General features: G+C 34.7%; 19 protein-coding genes. 13 read left to right on the forward strand and 6 right to left on the reverse strand.

Going from position 1 to position 17599, the window contains the following annotated elements:
* The first annotated feature begins 13 nt into the window (after nt 1–13).
* The 4 genes from V4538_11290 (at nt 14) to lpxA (ending at nt 3593) form a co-directional block, all read left to right on the forward strand.
* Entirely contained in the window at nt 14–673 is a 660-nt protein-coding gene (locus V4538_11290) for a hypothetical protein (protein MES2381618.1), read from the forward strand.
* Between the two features lie 10 nt (nt 674–683).
* Nucleotides 684–1088, forward strand: a complete 405-nt coding sequence (locus V4538_11295; protein MES2381619.1) for an EVE domain-containing protein — start codon at nt 684–686, stop codon at nt 1086–1088.
* Between the two features lie 257 nt (nt 1089–1345).
* A complete protein-coding gene (locus V4538_11300; protein MES2381620.1) occupies nt 1346–2731 on the forward strand; it encodes a bifunctional UDP-3-O-[3-hydroxymyristoyl] N-acetylglucosamine deacetylase/3-hydroxyacyl-ACP dehydratase in 1386 nt (461 codons plus the stop codon).
* Nucleotides 2732–2807: 76 nt separating this feature from the next.
* Nucleotides 2808–3593, forward strand: coding sequence for an acyl-ACP--UDP-N-acetylglucosamine O-acyltransferase (gene lpxA / locus V4538_11305; GenBank protein MES2381621.1), 786 nt, complete (start codon nt 2808–2810; stop codon nt 3591–3593).
* 83 nt (nt 3594–3676) lie between these two features.
* On the opposite strand, the gene uvrB is transcribed toward lpxA, so the two are convergent.
* Nucleotides 3677–5710, reverse strand: coding sequence for an excinuclease ABC subunit UvrB (gene uvrB, locus V4538_11310; GenBank protein MES2381622.1), 2034 nt, complete (start codon nt 5708–5710; stop codon nt 3677–3679).
* 263 nt (nt 5711–5973) lie between these two features.
* Here uvrB and V4538_11315 point away from each other — a divergent pair, with 263 nt between their 5' ends.
* A complete protein-coding gene (locus tag V4538_11315; GenBank protein MES2381623.1) occupies nt 5974–6480 on the forward strand; it encodes a tetratricopeptide repeat protein in 507 nt (168 codons plus the stop codon).
* Here the strand turns inward: V4538_11315 and V4538_11320 are convergent.
* Both V4538_11320 and folP read right to left on the reverse strand, forming a co-directional pair.
* Entirely contained in the window at nt 6477–7271 is a 795-nt protein-coding gene (locus tag V4538_11320) for a diadenylate cyclase (GenBank protein ID MES2381624.1), read from the reverse strand. The two genes, V4538_11315 and V4538_11320, sit on opposite strands and share 4 nt — an antisense overlap.
* Before the next feature lie 59 nt (nt 7272–7330).
* A complete protein-coding gene (gene folP, locus V4538_11325) occupies nt 7331–8119 on the reverse strand; it encodes a dihydropteroate synthase (GenBank protein MES2381625.1) in 789 nt (262 codons plus the stop codon).
* Between the two features lie 189 nt (nt 8120–8308).
* On the opposite strand from folP, the gene V4538_11330 reads away from it, so the two are divergent.
* The 4 genes from V4538_11330 to V4538_11345 all read left to right on the forward strand — a co-directional run bounded on the left by V4538_11330 (nt 8309) and on the right by V4538_11345 (nt 11023).
* Nucleotides 8309–8869, forward strand: a complete 561-nt coding sequence (locus tag V4538_11330; GenBank protein MES2381626.1) for a DUF1599 domain-containing protein — start codon at nt 8309–8311, stop codon at nt 8867–8869.
* A 32-nt stretch (nt 8870–8901) separates the two neighbouring features.
* Nucleotides 8902–10014, forward strand: a complete 1113-nt coding sequence (locus V4538_11335; protein MES2381627.1) for a BT_3928 family protein — start codon at nt 8902–8904, stop codon at nt 10012–10014.
* Nucleotides 10015–10103: 89 nt separating this feature from the next.
* A complete protein-coding gene (locus V4538_11340; GenBank protein MES2381628.1) occupies nt 10104–10589 on the forward strand; it encodes a shikimate kinase in 486 nt (161 codons plus the stop codon).
* 158 nt (nt 10590–10747) lie between these two features.
* A complete protein-coding gene (locus V4538_11345) occupies nt 10748–11023 on the forward strand; it encodes an HU family DNA-binding protein (GenBank protein ID MES2381629.1) in 276 nt (91 codons plus the stop codon).
* 79 nt (nt 11024–11102) lie between these two features.
* Here V4538_11345 and V4538_11350 read toward each other — a convergent pair whose 3' ends face one another.
* Entirely contained in the window at nt 11103–11600 is a 498-nt protein-coding gene (locus V4538_11350; protein ID MES2381630.1) for a phosphoribosyltransferase family protein, read from the reverse strand.
* Between the two features lie 132 nt (nt 11601–11732).
* Between V4538_11350 and V4538_11355 the strand changes: the two genes are divergently transcribed.
* Nucleotides 11733–11984 (forward strand): type B 50S ribosomal protein L31, encoded by a 252-nt coding sequence (locus V4538_11355; GenBank protein MES2381631.1) that lies wholly within the window; start codon nt 11733–11735, stop codon nt 11982–11984.
* A 92-nt stretch (nt 11985–12076) separates the two neighbouring features.
* Nucleotides 12077–13273 carry a GlmU family protein gene (locus V4538_11360; GenBank protein ID MES2381632.1) on the forward strand — a complete coding sequence of 399 codons (1197 nt, stop codon included), beginning with the start codon at nt 12077–12079 and terminating at the stop codon, nt 13271–13273.
* A 76-nt stretch (nt 13274–13349) separates the two neighbouring features.
* On the opposite strand, the gene V4538_11365 is transcribed toward V4538_11360, so the two are convergent.
* A complete protein-coding gene (locus tag V4538_11365) occupies nt 13350–14981 on the reverse strand; it encodes an ATP-binding cassette domain-containing protein (protein MES2381633.1) in 1632 nt (543 codons plus the stop codon).
* Nucleotides 14982–15104: 123 nt separating this feature from the next.
* Nucleotides 15105–15314, reverse strand: a complete 210-nt coding sequence (locus V4538_11370; protein MES2381634.1) for a hypothetical protein — start codon at nt 15312–15314, stop codon at nt 15105–15107.
* Nucleotides 15315–15557: 243 nt separating this feature from the next.
* Here V4538_11370 and lpxB point away from each other — a divergent pair, with 243 nt between their 5' ends.
* The gene (lpxB, locus tag V4538_11375) at nt 15558–16658 is read left to right on the forward strand and encodes a lipid-A-disaccharide synthase (GenBank protein MES2381635.1); all 1101 of its coding nucleotides are present in this window, start codon (nt 15558–15560) and stop codon (nt 16656–16658) included.
* A 30-nt stretch (nt 16659–16688) separates the two neighbouring features.
* Nucleotides 16689–17597, forward strand: a complete 909-nt coding sequence (gene fmt / locus V4538_11380) for a methionyl-tRNA formyltransferase (protein MES2381636.1) — start codon at nt 16689–16691, stop codon at nt 17595–17597.
* Nucleotides 17598–17599: the final 2 nt, after the last annotated feature.

The following is a 17599-nucleotide window of genomic DNA, read 5'->3' on the forward strand; positions in this document are numbered from 1 at the left end:
GATTATTTTAAGAATGAGAAAAGGTTTTTACGCAATTGCTTTTTTACTGGTAACATTACAAGCTTGCGATAACGATGAAATAAGTAGAGATGCCGCAGGAGACAGTGTTTGGAAACACGAAGAAAAGGCAGCTAAAGATACATCCCTCCATTACAAGGGAATGAGTTACGATGAAATGAAGCGCTTTGCCAAAGACGACACGGCTGCTGATTTTAAAAAAGTAAACATTCAGCGTGCGCTGAAACATAAATTCTCAAATCCCAACAGTAAAGATGAATTTAAAGTAAAAATTATTGGCGATAAAATATACAATGCCAATATTGATTTTACCATTACAAACGAAGCAGGTGAAGAAATTTTTCACGATTATTTCCACGCCAACAATGTATTGGAAAATGCATTTGACGGTGGAGGCCAATATGCTACCGATATAGAAAAAGAAGAGTACTTGCGTAAATGGATTTTTGAGTTTTTACATTTAAATAAATTCAATGCGCCTGCTATTCATCCGGAAAGAGAATTTATTGCCGAACACAGCGACAAAACAGCTTGGGACGCTATTATTGCTGACCAAAGTGCCGTAGCGTTTGTGTATAGTAAACAAAAAAGCAGTCAAACCGAAATAGCATTTGATAAAGCAGCAAATAAAGTAGTAAAGTTTTACGAGTATTAAGCACACACACATGAAACATTGGTTAGTAAAATCAGAGCCATTTAAATACAGTTGGGAACAATTTGAAAAAGATGGAAAAACATTTTGGGATGGTGTAAGGAATTACCAGGCACGCAACAATCTCAGAACCATGAAAAAAGGTGATTTAGTGTTTTGGTACCATAGCAACGAAGGCAAAGAAATAGTAGGTATAGCCAAGGTAGTAAAAGAACATTACCAAGACCCGACCACTGACGATAAAAATTGGGTAGTGGTGGATTTAGCTCCGTTTAAAAAACTAAAAAAACCAGTAACGCTGGAGCAAATTAAAGCTGATGAAAAGTTACAAAATATTGGCTTGGTAAGACAAGGCAGGCTCTCCGTAATGGAAATACAAAAAGAAGAGTTTGACTATATACTACTGTTGGCTAAATAATTAAACGCCCTTTATCGCTTTACATTTATTCGTTTTCTGCCCGTGGTTGGTGTCCTCCCCAACCCACACACACATGCTATCACTTTTACCCTTGGGTTACCGCCTCTAGTGCACAAACTAAAGCTTATCAGGACACTACCGTTAAGCTATCCACATTCCTCTTAAAAATACTTTTGACCAACCGAGGCTAAATACTATATTTGAGCCCTAATTTTAAAAAAAGCTACCCTATCGGAGTAGCTGAAAATCAGCAAAGAATGAAACAAACAACCATAAAAAGTGCGGTAAGTTTAAGTGGTGTAGGACTACATACAGGTCAGGAGGTTACCATGACTTTTAATCCGGCTCCGGAAAACTACGGTATTAAATTTCAACGAATTGATTTACCAAACAAACCAATAATTGATGCCGATGTTGACAACGTAACTGATTTAAGCAGAGGTACCACATTAGAACAAAATGGAGGTAAAGTAAACACAGTAGAGCATGTAATGGCTTCGTTAGCTGGTTTAGAAATAGACAACTGTTTAGTACATATTGATGCAGACGAAACACCCATTATGGATGGTAGTTCGCAATACTTTATTAAAGCACTTAAAGAAGTAGGTATATTAGAACAAAATGCAGAACGCGAATATTTCACCCTGCCATCTAATATTTATTATACCGAAGAAGACAGACAAGTAGAAATGATAGCCATGCCTTTAGACGATTATCGCCTGACAGTAATGGTTGATTACAACTCACCGGTATTAGGTAGCCAGCATGCTTCAATTACCAGCTTAAAAGAGTTTGAATCAGAAATATCATCGTGTCGTACTTTCTGCTTTTTACACGAGTTAGAAATGCTATACAACAACAACTTAATCAGAGGTGGCGATTTAAACAACGCCATTGTAATTGTTGATAGAATAATACAAGACGATGAACTGGAACATTTGGCTAAAATGTTTAACAAGCCAAAAGTAGAAGTAAAAAAAGAAGGCATTTTAAACAATGTTGATTTACGTTTTCACAATGAGCCTGCTCGTCATAAACTATTGGATTTAGTTGGCGATTTGGCTTTAATCGGTACACCCATTAAAGCACAGATTATGGCAGCTCGCCCCGGGCATGCAGCCAATATAGCTTTTGGTAAAAAAATAAAAGCATTAATTAAAAAAACACGTAGTCAGGTAAACGTTCCTAAATACGATCCAAATAAAATACCTTTATACAACACACAGGATATTGCAAAAATGCTTCCACATAGAAGTCCGTTTTTGCTGGTAGACAAAGTGCTTGAAATGGGTAAAAGCTATTTAACAGCAGTAAAAAATGTAACCTTTAACGAGCCGTTTTTCCCTGGCCATTTTCCTGGCAACCCGGTTATGCCTGGTGTATTAATTATTGAAGCTATGGCACAAGCAGGTGGCGTTTTGGTTCTATCGCAAGTAGAAGACCCTGAAAACTACAACACCTACTTTATGAAAATAGACAATGCTAAGTTTAAAGATAAAGTAGTACCGGGAGATACTTTGGTATTCAGGTTAGACTTAATTGCTCCGGTAAGAAGAGGTGTATGTGTAATGAAGGCATCAGCGTTTGTAGGAGAAAAGCTAGTGTGCGAGGCAGAATTGATGGCACAGGTAATAAAAAAATAAAATAAACAGAAACAAAATTTAGAAGGGCAAAAGACTATCTCCTCACACCAGAAAGCCAATAGCCATTAGCTTATATATGATATCAAACCTAGCACAAATAGACACCAGAGCCAAAATTGGCGCTAACGTAGTAATAGGCCCTTTTACTACCATTTACGATAATGTGGAAATAGGCGAGGGAACCGAAATAGGAACCAACGTAACCATATATCCGGGTGCACGCATAGGCAAAAATTGTAAAATATTTCCGGGTGCCGTTATTAGTGCAGTACCACAAGATTTAAAATTTGTAGGTGAAGAAACCTTTGCCATTATTGGCGACAATACAACTATCAGAGAATGTGTAACCATAAACCGTGGTACAAAAGATAAATTTAAAACAGAAGTAGGCAGCAATTGCTTATTAATGGCTTATGTGCATTTAGCACACGATTGTATTATAGGCAGCAACGTAATTATAGCCAATGGCGTGCAAGTAGCGGGCCATGTAAACATTGCCGACTTTGCTCGTATTGGCGGACTTTCAGCCATACACCAGTTTGTAAAAATAGGACGTAACGTAATGATTGAAGGTGGTAGTATGGTTACTAAAGATATTCCACCTTATGTAATTGCAGGTCGTTACCCGGTAAGTTACGAAGGCGTTAACTCAATAGGTTTAAAACGAAATGGCTTTACTCAGGAAGAAGTAAATACCATACAAGATACTTATAGAATTATTTTTATTCATAACAACAACGTAAGCAAAGGTATTAACCAAGTAGAAGATGCAATTAAACCATCCGTATTACGTGATGAAATTTTAGAGTTTATCAGAACCTCAGAAAGAGGTGTAATGAAAGGCTTTAACAAAGGTAAATAAGCCCATTCATTATCATATTATCAAAAAAAGAGGTGCTGCATAGCACCTCTTTTTTGTTTTAGCAGTGTTGCTTAAAAACATTATTAAGCAAGTTCTTCTAATCTTTTTTGTAAAGCAAACATTTCATCGCGCAAGCGGGCTGCTTCCATAAAGTCCATGTCTTTGGCTGCCTTTTGCATACGTTTTTGCGTTTCTGCAGCCATTTTCTCTAATTTAGGCTTACTTAAATATTCTACAATTGGATCGGCTGCTATATTAAACTCTTCAGGCTCTACATAAGCTTTTGGCTCCGGAGCTAAAATAGTTCGCGCATCTGCCAATTCTGTTTGTTTTAATATTTCCTCACGCGAACGTTTAATCGTTCTAGGTGTAATCCCATGTAAAGTATTATAAGCTATTTGCTTTTCCCTTCTTCTATCCGTTTCGTTAATAGTACGCTGCATACTATCCGTCATTTTATCAGCATACATAATTACCTTACCCCTATCGTTACGTGCTGCCCTACCAATGGTTTGAGTCAATGATTTATCGTTGCGTAAAAACCCTTCCTTATCCGCATCCATAATGGCCACCAAACTTACTTCAGGTAAATCCAATCCTTCGCGCAATAAGTTTACGCCAATTAATACATCAAATACACCTAAACGCAAATCGCGGAGTATTTCTACCCTGTCTAACGTTTTTATTTCACTATGAATATAACGGCATTTTATATTAAGCTTACTCATGTACTTACTTAATTCTTCAGCCATACGTTTGGTTAAAGTAGTAACCAAAATTCTATCGCCCATTTTTATGCGTTCATCAATTTCATCCAATAAATCATCTACCTGATTTAAACACGGGCGCACTTCAATGGTTGGATCCAATAAACCTGTTGGGCGAATAATCTGTTCTACCACTACTCCTTCTGCCTGACGTATTTCATACTCTGCAGGAGTTGCACTTACATAAACCGTTTGGCCTATCATACTTTCAAATTCATTAAACTGCAATGGTCTGTTATCCATAGCCGATGGCAATCTAAAACCATATTCTACCAGATTTTGTTTCCTGCTTCTATCGCCACCGTACATTGCTCGTACCTGCGGAATACTCACATGGCTTTCATCCACCATTAAAACAAAATCTTTCGGAAAATAATCTAAAATACAAAAAGGTCTATCACCAGGCTTACGCTTATCCATATACCTGCTGTAATTTTCTATACCACTACAATAACCCAGTTCACGCATCATTTCTAAATCAAAATTGGTACGTTCTTCCAAACGTTTTGCTTCCAAATGTTTTCCTATCGATTTAAAATATTCAATCTGCGCGACCAAATCATCTTGGATTTCGTACATGGCTTCATGCAACTGCTCTTTGGGCGTTACATAAATATTAGCTGGGAAAATAGCAATATCAGTCATTGACTCTTGTTTTTTTCCGCTAACAGGGTCTATTACATCAATACTTTCAATTTCATTTCCAAAAAACGAAATACGAAAAGCAAAATCAGCATAAGCCGGATATACATCTAAAATATCACCTTTAACCCTAAAATTTCCCCTGTTAAAATCTGCTGTTGTGCGGCTATACAATGAATCAACTAAAGCATACAATACCGTATTGCGTACTATTTTTTGCCCCACATGCAAACGCACTATACTACTTTCATAATCCTTTGGATTACCGGCACCATAAATACAACTAACCGAAGCTACCACCAATACATCTCTCCTGCCGGAAAGTAAAGCCGAAGTAGTAGAAAGACGCATCTTTTCTATTTCTTCATTAATAGCTAAATCCTTTTCAATATAAGTATTACTTGAAGGGATAAAAGCCTCAGGTTGATAATAATCGTAATACGAAACAAAATACTCAATTCTGTTTTCAGGAAAAAACTGTTTAAACTCGCTATACAATTGAGCAACCAATGTTTTATTATGGCTCAATATTAAAGTAGGTCGTTGTATTTGTGCTATTACATTGGCCATGGTAAATGTTTTACCACTACCAGTAACACCCAATAAAACCTGGCTTTTATCGCCACGATTCAACCCCTCTACCAATGATTTGATAGCGCTTGGCTGGTCGCCAGTTGGCAAATATTCGCTTGTTAACTTAAATTCCACGTTACAAATTTATAGTATTTTAATGTTTGTGGGAGAAATAGATTTTGTAAAAAATAGTTCCTCCATTTATAGCTATCAAATACAATTTACAATAGCCTTTTAACAAAGTGAAATATTGTAAATAATTATTATAAAGGCTTCAAGCGCATGAATAGCTTTACTTTCTATAAAACTAAACTGGTAACATACCCATGTGCTTAAATTAAACAATTGTAGTATTCATAAGTTTACTTTCTTTGTGCTATTAAAAAATTATTAGTTTTATGAGAGTAGCCTATTTATTAATTTTAGCTGTTTTATTAGTTGCGGCTTGTAAATCGCCAAGAGAGAAAAAAATAGATTATATAAACAGTTTAGAAGCCAGTGACAGTGCTTACAATTTAAACCAGATGACAGAATTGTATTGGAATTACATTGATTATGCCGATAAATATCCGGACGATTTAAGAACACCTGAATACCTAATTAAAGCCGCTCAAAGAAGCAGTTCATTAAATAAAGCAGAAGAAGGTATTCGTTTACTGGAAAGACTATTAAAAACCTACCCAAGCTCTAAATTTTGTGAACAGGCTCTATTTACCATGGCCTTTAGTTACGAGAACAACTTAAACGACTTTGATAAAGCACGCAAATATTATACAGAGTTTTTGCAGAAATATCCTAAAAGTGAACTGGCTGAAGATGCTAAACTATCGCTTGATGCGTTGGGGAAATCACCGGAAGAGTTTTTAGAATCTATTCAAAAAGACAGCACCTTTGATAAAAACTAGTGAGATGGCTGCAACTCGATATTCAACAAATCAATGAGTTGTTCCCTATCAATAGCCTCTTTTATTTTACCCTCTTTAACAAAACTGATATACCCCCTTTCCTCGCTTATAACTAAGCAAATAGCATCCGTTTGCTCCGTTATACCAATGGCTGAAAGGTGGCGCAATCCATATTTGTTAATCATATCAGGATTATCACTAACAGGTAAAACACAATTAACAGCCTTTATTCTTCCTTTAGCTATAATCATAGCGCCATCATGCAAAGGACTATTTTTATTAAAAATACTCAATATTAACCTACGGCTCAAATGAGCATCAATAGCTTCGCCACTGGCAGCCAAAAACCTCATTTCACTTGTTTTAGGAAATATAATAATAGCGCCCGTATGCGTCTCGGCCAACGCCTGACAAGCATCTACAATGTCCGCAAAATCAACAGTTATGTTTTCATCTAATTTCCATTTCCATGGAAAAATATGCCACCAGCGTTTATTCTCACCCAAAAAGGAACGCCTGCCTATAATCAATAAAAATTTTCTGATTTCCTGTTGAAATACAATCAATACCGCCACTACACCAAACTGTGCAAAACCACCTAAAATGGTTTCTAACAAAGGCATTTCAAAATATTTAACTACCCACCAAAATGCATACAGTGTGAGCAGGCCAATCATAATATTAAACGCCAAACTTCCTTTCAGCCTTACAAACAATTGCCAGCTAAATAATAGCACCAGCAATATATCCACTAGGTTAATCCAACTAAATTTATAGCTTAAAATATCCATGTCGCAACTGCGATTATATTACTTTTTTTACTTTTTCCCGCAAATAAGCCTTTATACAACTAGTTATCAGCTTCTTGCCCCATCAATCGGTTGTAAATATTAACACATTCCATGGCTTCCTTCACATCATGTACCCTTAAAATATTGGCTCCATGCATCAAAGCAATTGTATTCGCTACTGTTGTTCCATTCAAAGCATTTGCAGCCTCCTCATTAATTACCTTTTGAATCATTTTTTTGCGCGACATACCTGCCAATATTGGCAAACCCAATATTTCAAATTGCTTGAGTTTGTTTAACAATTCGTAGTTATGAGCTAGATTCTTGCCAAAACCAAAACCCGAATCAACAATTAAATCAGCCACACCTTGTTGTCTTAAATAATTAATTTTAGGGACAAAATAGTCAATAATATCAAGCACTACATTGCTGTAAGTTGGTTTTAACTGCATGGTTTTACTATTGCCTTGCTTATGCATCATTATATAAGGTACCTTACATTCCACCACTACATTAAACATATCAACATCATCATCTCCGGCCGACACATCATTAATAATACTCACTCCGGCTAAAACAGCTTGTTTAGCCACTTGTGCATGAAAAGTATCAATAGAAAAAACTGCTTGAGGAAACTGTTTAACCAATGCTTCAATAATAGGAATAGCTACAGCTAATTCTTTCTCTGCCTCAATTATATCAGCACCCGGCCTTGTTGATTGCGCTCCGATATCAATAATAGTAGCCCCTTCCTGTAGCATTTTTTCAGTTTGAAAAATAGCCGCATCTAACCTATTATGTTTACCTCCATCAAAAAAACTATCCGCTGTAATGTTTAAAATTCCCATTACAATTGGTTTTTCAATGCTTATAAGCCTTCCCTTACAATTAATATATTTTTTAGTTTGCAATGTCAATACCCTGTTTATTTTTGTGCAATATTAAGTAGGTTTAGCTTATTAGTGATAAGTAATTTATAATATACCATTCTATCACACCAAAAAGGTATAAGCATAACTGAAACTGTAAAACATTATATGAGCAAAACAGCTATCCAATACGATTCAGTTATAAAAAATTGCAGAACCGTTTTTATCAATAAAAACCATGACTATGGAACTTCATGGCGCATTATGCGCATTAGCAGTATCATTGATCAGATATATATTAAAGCAACACGCATCCGGACCATTGAAGAAAAAGGCACCATGAAAGTAGATGAGGGTATAGAACCTGAATTTATGGGTATTATTAACTACTGTGTAATGGGTTTAATTCAACTGGATTTGGTTAACGATAAAAATATGGATTTAGAAAGTTCATTTTTAACCAATTTATATGACAAGCATATAGCCAATACAAAAGCTTTAATGGAAGAAAAAAACCACGATTATGGCGAAGTATGGCGCGACATGTTAGTTACCACTTTTACTGATATGTTGCTTATGCGTATACAGCGCATGAAACAAATACTGGAAAACAAAGGAAAAACGATAGCCAGTGAAGGCATAGAAAGCAACTTGCAAGACATGATCAATTATTCTGTTTTTGCTTTAATACAATTATCAGAACAGAATAATTCAAGTAGTAAAAACTAATTCATCCATACAATTAAAAACAATACAATAGCATGAAAATTATAACACAAATAAGTCGAATTTTTGTAGGCGTACTATTTATTATTTCAGGCTTAATAAAAGCCAACGATACACTGGGGTTTAGTTACAAACTGGAAGAATACTTTGAAGTATTCAACATGACCTTTTTTGTACCTTATGCAGTTGGTTTGGCTATGTTCATTTGCATTTTCGAAATTATATGTGGTATAGCCCTTTTATTAGGCGCTTACACCAAATTAAATGCATGGTTGCTGTTGCTCATGATAGTGTTTTTTACTCTACTCACAGGCTACTCTGCCATTACCCACAAAGTAACCGACTGTGGCTGCTTTGGCGATGCCGTTAAGTTAAAACCTATCGAATCCTTCTATAAAGATTTGATACTTTTAGCACTCATCCTAATTATATTTTTAGGACAAAAACATATTCAACCTTTAATGAAAAAAACATTGCAAAATTTAGCCATGTCCGTTTCATTATTAGTGGTAAGCTTTTTTACTTTTTACACCTATATGTTTTTACCCGTTAAAGATTTTTTACCTTATAAAATTGGAAACAATATCAAAGAAAAAATGGTATGCCCTCCGGGCTCACCTGTTGACTCTATTGTAATGATGTTTGTATATGAAAAAAATGGCGTTAAAGAAGAATTTGACATGAACCATATTCCATCAGATACCAACTATAAATTTGTTGACAGAAAAGATGTAGTAGTGAGAGAAGGATGTAAACCACCTATCCATGATTTTAACTTAACAGGTGAAAACGATATTAACTATACCGATAGTTTATTTGCCAGTCAGGGATATAAATTAGTACTCGTTCAAAAATCAATTGATGAAGGAAGAAAAGGCTTAGAAAAACAAATAGCACAATTGGCTGCTGATTGTATCAACGATAAAAAAGAATTTTGGGCTTTAACCTCTACTTCTGCTGATAGAACAGAAAAATACAGGCACGAAAATCAAATGGCATTTAAATACTATATGGTTGATGTGGTTCCACTTAAATCAATGGTTCGTTCAAACCCAGGCCTTATATTAATGAAAGGAAGCACCGTTGTAAAAAAATGGAGCGCTTATAACTTCCCTACTTATGATATAGTGGTGAAATACATGCAATAAAGAGTTCATTGCTTAAGTAAATACACTCCTTATCCATTCATTGTTTAGTTTTATCAATCATCGAAAAATCCATTACATATATTGTTGGTATGCCGGGCAGTGGTAAATCATCATGGGGCAAACAATTAGCCAAACGGGTTAATTATGCATTCGTTGATTTAGATGATTTAATTGAACAAGAAGAAAAGCAAAGTATCATCACCATTTTCCAAACCCAGGGCGAAGCCTTTTTTCGTGAATTAGAACATAAATATTTACTCCGTACAACGAGGTTAATAAAAACCATAGTTAGTTGTGGAGGAGGCACTGCAAGTCATTATAATAATATGGAATTAATGAACAAGCATGGAAAAACTATTTATTTAAATGCATCAAAAGGCTTATTGGCTGATAGAATTTTTAACGCTAAGAAGCCCAGACCTATGTTTAAAGACCTTTCAAAGGAAGAAATTGAAAAAAAAATCGACCTCCTTCTATCTGAAAGAGAATCGTTTTTCAAACTCGCTCAATATACCTTTAGTGTTCCTCAAGAAAGCCTGCAAAGCTTTGTCAATAAAGCATCTTGGCTTATTTAACGTTAGACTTAGAAAGACAAAAAAGCCGCAGACATGCGAATCTGTTGATAATGTGTGAAAATTTTGTTTTATTTTTTTTCTAAAAAAAATATGGCAACACTTGATTTTTTGAATACTATAGCTACTTTCGTTTTGTAAATTTTAAAAACTATATAAATATGGCTAACAAATCAGACTTAATCGATTCAATTGCAAAAGCTGCAGGTATTACTAAAGTTCAAGCAACAGCTGCACTAGATGCATTCATGTCAACTACTCAAACTGCTTTGAAGAAAAACGACAAAGTAATCTTAGTTGGTTTTGGAACTTTCTCAGTAACTAAACGTGCTGCTCGTAAAGGACGTAACCCTCAAACAGGTAAAGAAATTAACATTCCAGCTAAAAAAGTTGTTAAATTCAAAGCTGGAGCAAACTTACAAGCTAAAGTTAAATAGTTTATTTAACCTCAGTTTAAAAAAAATGCTTCTAATTGTTATTAGAAGCATTTTTTTATGCAATCAACTTTTTTGCGCCTTAGGCAATAAATACTTCAAACTGTTTTTGCTTATTCAGTTCTACACTTACATGTTCCTGAAAAGTAGTGTTTAATTGTATACCAATATAATTAGCAGCTACCGGAAACATTTTATGGTTCCTGTCCACCAAAACTACCACCTGAAGTTTATTAATTTTTAAATTTAAAAAAGGTAATGCCGCATATACCAAAGTTCTGCCTGTATTTAAAACATCATCAACTATAATTACAGTGCCTTTTACCTGAAATGGCACAGGCTTTATAATAGTTCCTGCAGGTGTTGGCTGCTCTTTATCCATAGTTACTTCTAACAAACTACTTTTAAGAGGGCTGATAGTATCTAATTCAGCCTGAAGTAACTTGGCAATTTCATAGCCTTTTGATTTAATACCTACTAAAGTTATTTGTTTATCGCCAAAATTATTTTCATAAATCTGGTAAGCCATTCTTTTAATTATCTTTTCAATATCAGGATGGTTAAGTACTTTCGTTTTCACTTTTGATAATTTTTAAGTAATAAATATAAAAGCCAAAATTAGTGTTTTATCTAATACAAATTTTTTTTCAATAAAATATTTGCATTTATTTTAAAAATACATACTTTTGCCCTCCCAAAAAGTATATAAATTATGAAAACAGGAATTCATCCGGAAAATTATAGAAAAGTTGTATTTAAAGATATGAGTAATGGTTACACCTTTGTAACTGGTTCAGCTGTAGATACAAAAGAAACAATAACTTGGGAAGATGGAAACGAATATCCACTTTTCAAATTAGAGATTTCTCACAAATCACATCCTTTCTTTACAGGCCAAAGCATGTTAATTGACACTGCGGGTCGTATTGACAAGTTCAAAAAACGTTACGGTGCAAAAAAATAATTTTGCGCACACATTCATATTTAAAGCCTTCCAATTTGGAGGGCTTTTTTATTTTTAGCTAATTGCAGTTCAAAAGTTTCAAATTTTAAAGCATGAATTATATTTTATTTGATAACCAACAAGACCGAGAAAACTTACTTCCATTTACCTTTACTAGGCCGGTAGCTGCCATTAGAATAGGAATACTGACTATAGCTGAGAAATGGGGAAAATTACTGCTTAGCCCTGTTTCTTATCTCACCCAAGACTATTTACAAGAAAAATTCGCCATTAAGCTGAGCAACAACAATATTTTCATTAATGGGAGTATTTGCCCTAATCAGTTGCTGGTAGATGAAATAAATAAGCTAAAAGAAGGCGAAGCATTGGTTAAAGGAAATACCATTATTGCTTTTTACAATCAACTTTTTGTAGAAAACGACAATATATCAGAGACCTTTAAATTAATAGAAACAAAAGCTGACGAGTTTTTGCATATTCAATTTCCTCATCACATTTTTTCGCAGAATGGGGCAGCTATTCAAAACGACTTTCAACTTATTACCGCCAATAGAAAATCGCAACCTATTTCAGCCACAAATCAGGTAATTGCACCTGAAAATGTTTTTATTGAAGAAGGAGCTAAAGTAGAATGCAGCATTTTAAATGCAAGTACAGGTCCTATTTATATTGGTAAAGATGCTGAAATTATGGAAGGCTGTAAAGTAAGAGGGCCATTCTCACTTGGTGAACATGCTGGCTTAAAAATGGATGCTAAAATTTATGGCCCAACTACCGTAGGACCACACTGTAAAGTAGGCGGAGAAGTAAATAATGTCGTATTCTTTGGTTATAGCAATAAAGGGCATGACGGATTTGTTGGCAATGCCGTAATTGGCGAATGGGTAAATATGGGCGCTGATACCAATAACTCCAATTTAAAAAACACCTATGATGAAGTAAAGCTATGGAGTTACCCTTCACAAAAATTTGAAAAAACAGGACTAACCTTTTGCGGCTTAATGATGGCAGATCATGCTAAATGTGGTATTAACACCATGTTTAATACTGGAACCGTAGTGGGTGTTGGAGCCAATTTATTTGGGGCAGGGTTTCCAAGAAATTATATACCTGATTTTGCTTGGGGTGGAGCCCAGGGTTTTGAAACATTTGTATTATCAAAATTTTTTAAAACAGCAGAAGCTGTTTATAAAAGACGCAATATGGAGCTGAACGATATTGACAGGAAAATATTAACGTACATATTTAACGAAACCAAGCAATACAGGTTTTGGGAGAATAAACAATAAACTCAAATGAGAGAAAACAAAAAAGGTGAGCATTTTAAATGTTCACCTTTTTTAGTTAAATAAAATACGGTTAAAATTATTTGTTTGAAGCTACTGCGTACATTTTTTCGCGTTGCTCTTTTATCTCTTCATTCGTAATGTATTCATCGTAAGTCATGCGTTTGTCAATAGCTCCGCTAGGTGTAATTTCAATAACACGGTTGGCTATGGTTTGTACAAACTCATGGTCATGACTGGTAAAAATGGCATTGTGTTTCCAGTCCATCAATGCATTATTAAACGCAGTAATTGATTCCAAATCCAAATGGTTAGTTGGCTCATCCAATACCAAACAATTGGCATTGGTCAACATCATACGAGAAACCATACAACGTACTTTTTCACCTCCGCTCAATACATTCGATTTTTTGAAAACCTCTTCCCCACTAAACAACATTTTACCTAAAAATCCACGGATATACGTTTCATCCTTTTCTTCTGAATACTGGCGTAACCAGTCAATCAAATTATTCTCAGCGCTAAAATAGCTGCTGTTATCGTTTGGTAAATACGAAGTAGTAATGGTTTGTCCCCAAATATATTCGCCACTATCAGCCGTTTGGTTGCCCATTATTATTTCAAAAAAGGCCGAAATAGCCATGTGGTTTTTTGAAAGTATTACTACTTTATCTCCTTTATCTAAGTTAAAAGAAACATTTTTGAAAAGCACTTCGCCTTCTCCATTTTTCTTACTTAAATTTTCAATACGTAATATTTGGTCTCCACACTCCCTGTCAGGTCTGAAAATAATACCTGGATATTTACGTGTTGAAGCTTGAATTTCGTCAACCACCAATTTCTCCAATAATTTTTTTCTGCTGGTAGCCTGGCGCGATTTAGAAGCATTGGCACTAAAACGTTCAATAAACTCTTGCAATTCCTTGCGTTTATCTTCCATTTTTTTGTTCTGATCGCTTTTTTGACGTAAAGCCAATTGGCTACTTTGGTACCAGAAAGAATAATTACCGGTGTACAATGAAACTTTTGCAAAATCAATGTCAGCCACATGGGTGCAAACAGCATCTAAAAAATGCCTGTCGTGACTCACTACAATAACTGTATTTTGAAAATCTGCTAAAAAGTTTTCTAACCAAGTAACTGTTTCAACGTCTAAGTCATTTGTTGGCTCATCCAGTAATAATATATCCGGATTACCAAATAATGCCTGAGCAAGAAGCACACGCACTTTTTCTTTACCATTTAACTCTTTAACCAGCTTGGTATGCAATTCTTCTTTAATACCTAAGTCGTTTAATAAGCTGGCTGCATCACTATCGGCATTCCAGCCTTCCATGTCTGCAAACTGACCTTCTAAGTCAGCCGCACGTAAGCCATCAGCATCGCTAAAATCGGGTTTTAAATAAATGGCATCTTTTTCTTCCATTATTTGCCATAATTTTTTATTACCCATAATAACCGTCTGTAAAACAGGGAATTCATCAAATTCAAAATGATTCTGTTTCAAAACACTCATTCTATCTCCGGGTGTTATTGATACAGAACCAGTACTAGGGTCTATTTCGCCTGAAAGAATCTTTAATAAGGTTGATTTACCCGCACCGTTGGCGCCAATTACACCATAACAATTACCTGGAGCAAATTTTACATTTACATCCTCAAACAACACCCGTTTGCCGTATCGCAAACTCAAATTAGCTACTGAAATCATTTATTACTTATTTATTTGGGGCGCAAAGGTATAACAATAGCACCTAACTTACATTATAAAAGAGAGATTGGTATAAATAAAAAAGCCACTATAAAGTGGCTTTTCTTATAAATTCATCTTAAATTATTTCTTTTTATTGAATGCTTTTTTGGCACCATAGATACCGGCAGCAGCAACTAATAATGATATACCCCCATCAATTGGACCATTATCATCTGGCTCATCACCAAAGCCTCCTCCGCCTCCTCCACCACCGCCTGGTTGAGCACTTACTATATTCATTGAAAGTATTAAAACTAACAATATAAAAATACTTTTTATTGACACTTTCATTTGGTTAATAAATCCTTTTCACTTTGACACAAAAGTAATCCATTAAAATTGAATTTCAAGCATTAAATATAAAAAATTACATTAAATAGCTATATCAGTGTATTTTCTATGTAAGTTAATGTTAAACTATTGCCAATGGTATTGGGGAGTCAATTCTCAGTACTTTTAAAACCAAATTATAATTTTAAACCACTAAGGCCTTTATTAATTTTGCTATTATTGCCTTTTATTTAAAATAACTTTATGAAGTATTTTATAGTAGCTGGAGAGGCTAGTGGCGATTTGCATGGAGCCAATTTAATAAAGGCCATTAAAGAAAAGGATGCCACTGCCGAATTCCGGTTTTGGGGTGGTGATTTAATGAGTAAACAGGCAAACGGCTTACTAATGCATTATAAAAATACTTCTATTATGGGTTTTATTGAAGTAATATTAAAAATCAGAACTATTCTTAACTTTATATCCCTTTGCAAAAAACAAATTGACTTTTTTAATCCTGACAAGGTAATTTTAATTGATTATCCGGGTTTTAATTTACGTATAGCTGAATATGCAAAAAACAAGGGTTATGAAGTAACCTATTACATAGCTCCGAAAGTTTGGGCATGGAAAGAAAACCGAGCTAAAAAACTAGAACTTTTTGTAGATAAACTGCTCCTTATTTTCCCATTTGAAGTAGATTACTTTAAAAAATGGAAAGTAAATGCTACCTATATTGGCAATCCTTTACTTGATGAAATAAATGCTTTTAAACCTAATCCCACTTTTAAAAAAGAGAATCATTTAGACGAAAGCAAACCCATTATTGCATTATTGCCGGGAAGCAGAAAACAGGAAATCAGCACCACTTTACCTAACATGATGTTATTAGCTTCAAAATACCATCAGTTTGAATTTGTTATTTGTGCGGCTCCTGCTATTCCAGAAGAGTTCTATCAAAAGTTTATTGGCCCTAACACTAAAATAATTTATAACCAGACATACGAGGTATTAGCCTTGGCTAAAGCGGCTGTAGTATGCAGCGGGACGGCCACTTTAGAAACCGCCTTGTTTAATGTACCACAGGTTTGTGGTTATGTAGCCAACAGTATTTCTTATTTAATCGCTAAGCAATTTGTTAAAATAAAATACATTTCACTGGTTAATTTAAACCTAGACAAAAACGCCATTGTTGAATTGATTCAACATGACTATAACTTACAAAATTTGCAAACAGCTTTTGAAGCCATTTTACCTGAAGGTAAAAATTATCAAGCACTAATGAATGATTACAAAAACCTGCAACACATTTTAAATAAACAAGGAGCTAGTAAAAATGCGGCTGATATTATTATTGGCAGTTAGTTTTTCCTTCTTTTGATTGAATAACCATTTATGAAAATAGTTTTTTTAGGAACACCTGATTTTTCAGTACCGGCATTGGATGCTATAATTAAAGCCGGGCACCAGGTAGTTGGTGTAGTTACCATGCCCGACAAACCTGCTGGAAGGGGTATGCAAATGCAACAAAGTGCTGTAAAAAAATATGCAGTTGAAAACAATATAAAGGTATTGCAACCTGTTAAATTAAAAGACCCTGCTTTCATTGAAGAATTAAAAAGCCTTGACGCAGATATGCAAGTAGTAATTGCGTTTAGAATGTTACCTGAAATAGTTTGGCAAATGCCAAAATACGGAACATTAAACTTACATGCATCTCTTTTACCTGATTATAGAGGAGCGGCTCCTATTAATTGGGCCATTATAAATGGAGAAACTAAAAGTGGAGTAAGTACTTTTTTTCTAAAACATGAAATTGATACGGGCGATGTACTATTAAAAACGGAAGTTGATATAACTCCAACCATGAATGCAGGTGAGCTGCATGACTTATTGATGCATATTGGTGCAGAAACAGTTGTTAAGTCGCTAGCACTAGTTGAAAGTGGCAATACCAAAGGTTCTCCACAAGGAAGTGGAAGCAATAAAACAGCACCAAAAATATTTAAAGAAAATTGCCTGATTCACTGGGATAATAAAGCTGAAGATATTTACAATTTAATTAGGGGATTAAGCCCATACCCTGCTGCATTTACTCATTTTGAAAACAAAATATTAAAAGTATTTGAGGCTGAAGCTGAATTAACTAAGCATACGGAACCTATTGGTAAGTTTATAAGTGATAATAAAACCTACTTAAAGGTAAGTTGTCAAAATGGTTTTATTCATTTACTAAGTATTCAATTGGAAGGAAAAAAACGCATGAGTGTAGTTGAGTTTTTAAGAGGAACCAAGATTAATTAATA

The organism is Bacteroidota bacterium (genome assembly GCA_040388375.1).
Taxonomy (GTDB): Bacteria; Bacteroidota; Bacteroidia; order UKL13-3; family UKL13-3; genus JAAFJM01.

Excerpts from the sequence above, each read along its gene's own strand:
- V4538_11290 (MES2381618.1), top strand. The coding sequence starts at position 14 with ATGAGAAAAGGTTTTTACGCAATTGCTTTTTTACTGGTAACATTACAA.
- V4538_11295 (MES2381619.1), top strand. The coding sequence starts at position 684 with ATGAAACATTGGTTAGTAAAATCAGAGCCATTTAAATACAGTTGGGAA.
- V4538_11300 (MES2381620.1), top strand. The coding sequence starts at position 1,346 with ATGAAACAAACAACCATAAAAAGTGCGGTAAGTTTAAGTGGTGTAGGA.
- lpxA (MES2381621.1), top strand. The coding sequence starts at position 2,808 with ATGATATCAAACCTAGCACAAATAGACACCAGAGCCAAAATTGGCGCT.
- V4538_11315 (MES2381623.1), top strand. The coding sequence starts at position 5,974 with ATGAGAGTAGCCTATTTATTAATTTTAGCTGTTTTATTAGTTGCGGCT.
- V4538_11320 (MES2381624.1), bottom strand. The coding sequence starts at position 7,271 with ATGGATATTTTAAGCTATAAATTTAGTTGGATTAACCTAGTGGATATA.
- folP (MES2381625.1), bottom strand. The coding sequence starts at position 8,119 with ATGGGAATTTTAAACATTACAGCGGATAGTTTTTTTGATGGAGGTAAA.
- V4538_11330 (MES2381626.1), top strand. The coding sequence starts at position 8,309 with ATGAGCAAAACAGCTATCCAATACGATTCAGTTATAAAAAATTGCAGA.
- V4538_11335 (MES2381627.1), top strand. The coding sequence starts at position 8,902 with ATGAAAATTATAACACAAATAAGTCGAATTTTTGTAGGCGTACTATTT.
- V4538_11340 (MES2381628.1), top strand. The coding sequence starts at position 10,104 with ATGCCGGGCAGTGGTAAATCATCATGGGGCAAACAATTAGCCAAACGG.
- V4538_11345 (MES2381629.1), top strand. The coding sequence starts at position 10,748 with ATGGCTAACAAATCAGACTTAATCGATTCAATTGCAAAAGCTGCAGGT.
- V4538_11355 (MES2381631.1), top strand. The coding sequence starts at position 11,733 with ATGAAAACAGGAATTCATCCGGAAAATTATAGAAAAGTTGTATTTAAA.
- V4538_11360 (MES2381632.1), top strand. The coding sequence starts at position 12,077 with ATGAATTATATTTTATTTGATAACCAACAAGACCGAGAAAACTTACTT.
- V4538_11365 (MES2381633.1), bottom strand. The coding sequence starts at position 14,981 with ATGATTTCAGTAGCTAATTTGAGTTTGCGATACGGCAAACGGGTGTTG.
- V4538_11370 (MES2381634.1), bottom strand. The coding sequence starts at position 15,314 with ATGAAAGTGTCAATAAAAAGTATTTTTATATTGTTAGTTTTAATACTT.
- lpxB (MES2381635.1), top strand. The coding sequence starts at position 15,558 with ATGAAGTATTTTATAGTAGCTGGAGAGGCTAGTGGCGATTTGCATGGA.
- fmt (MES2381636.1), top strand. The coding sequence starts at position 16,689 with ATGAAAATAGTTTTTTTAGGAACACCTGATTTTTCAGTACCGGCATTG.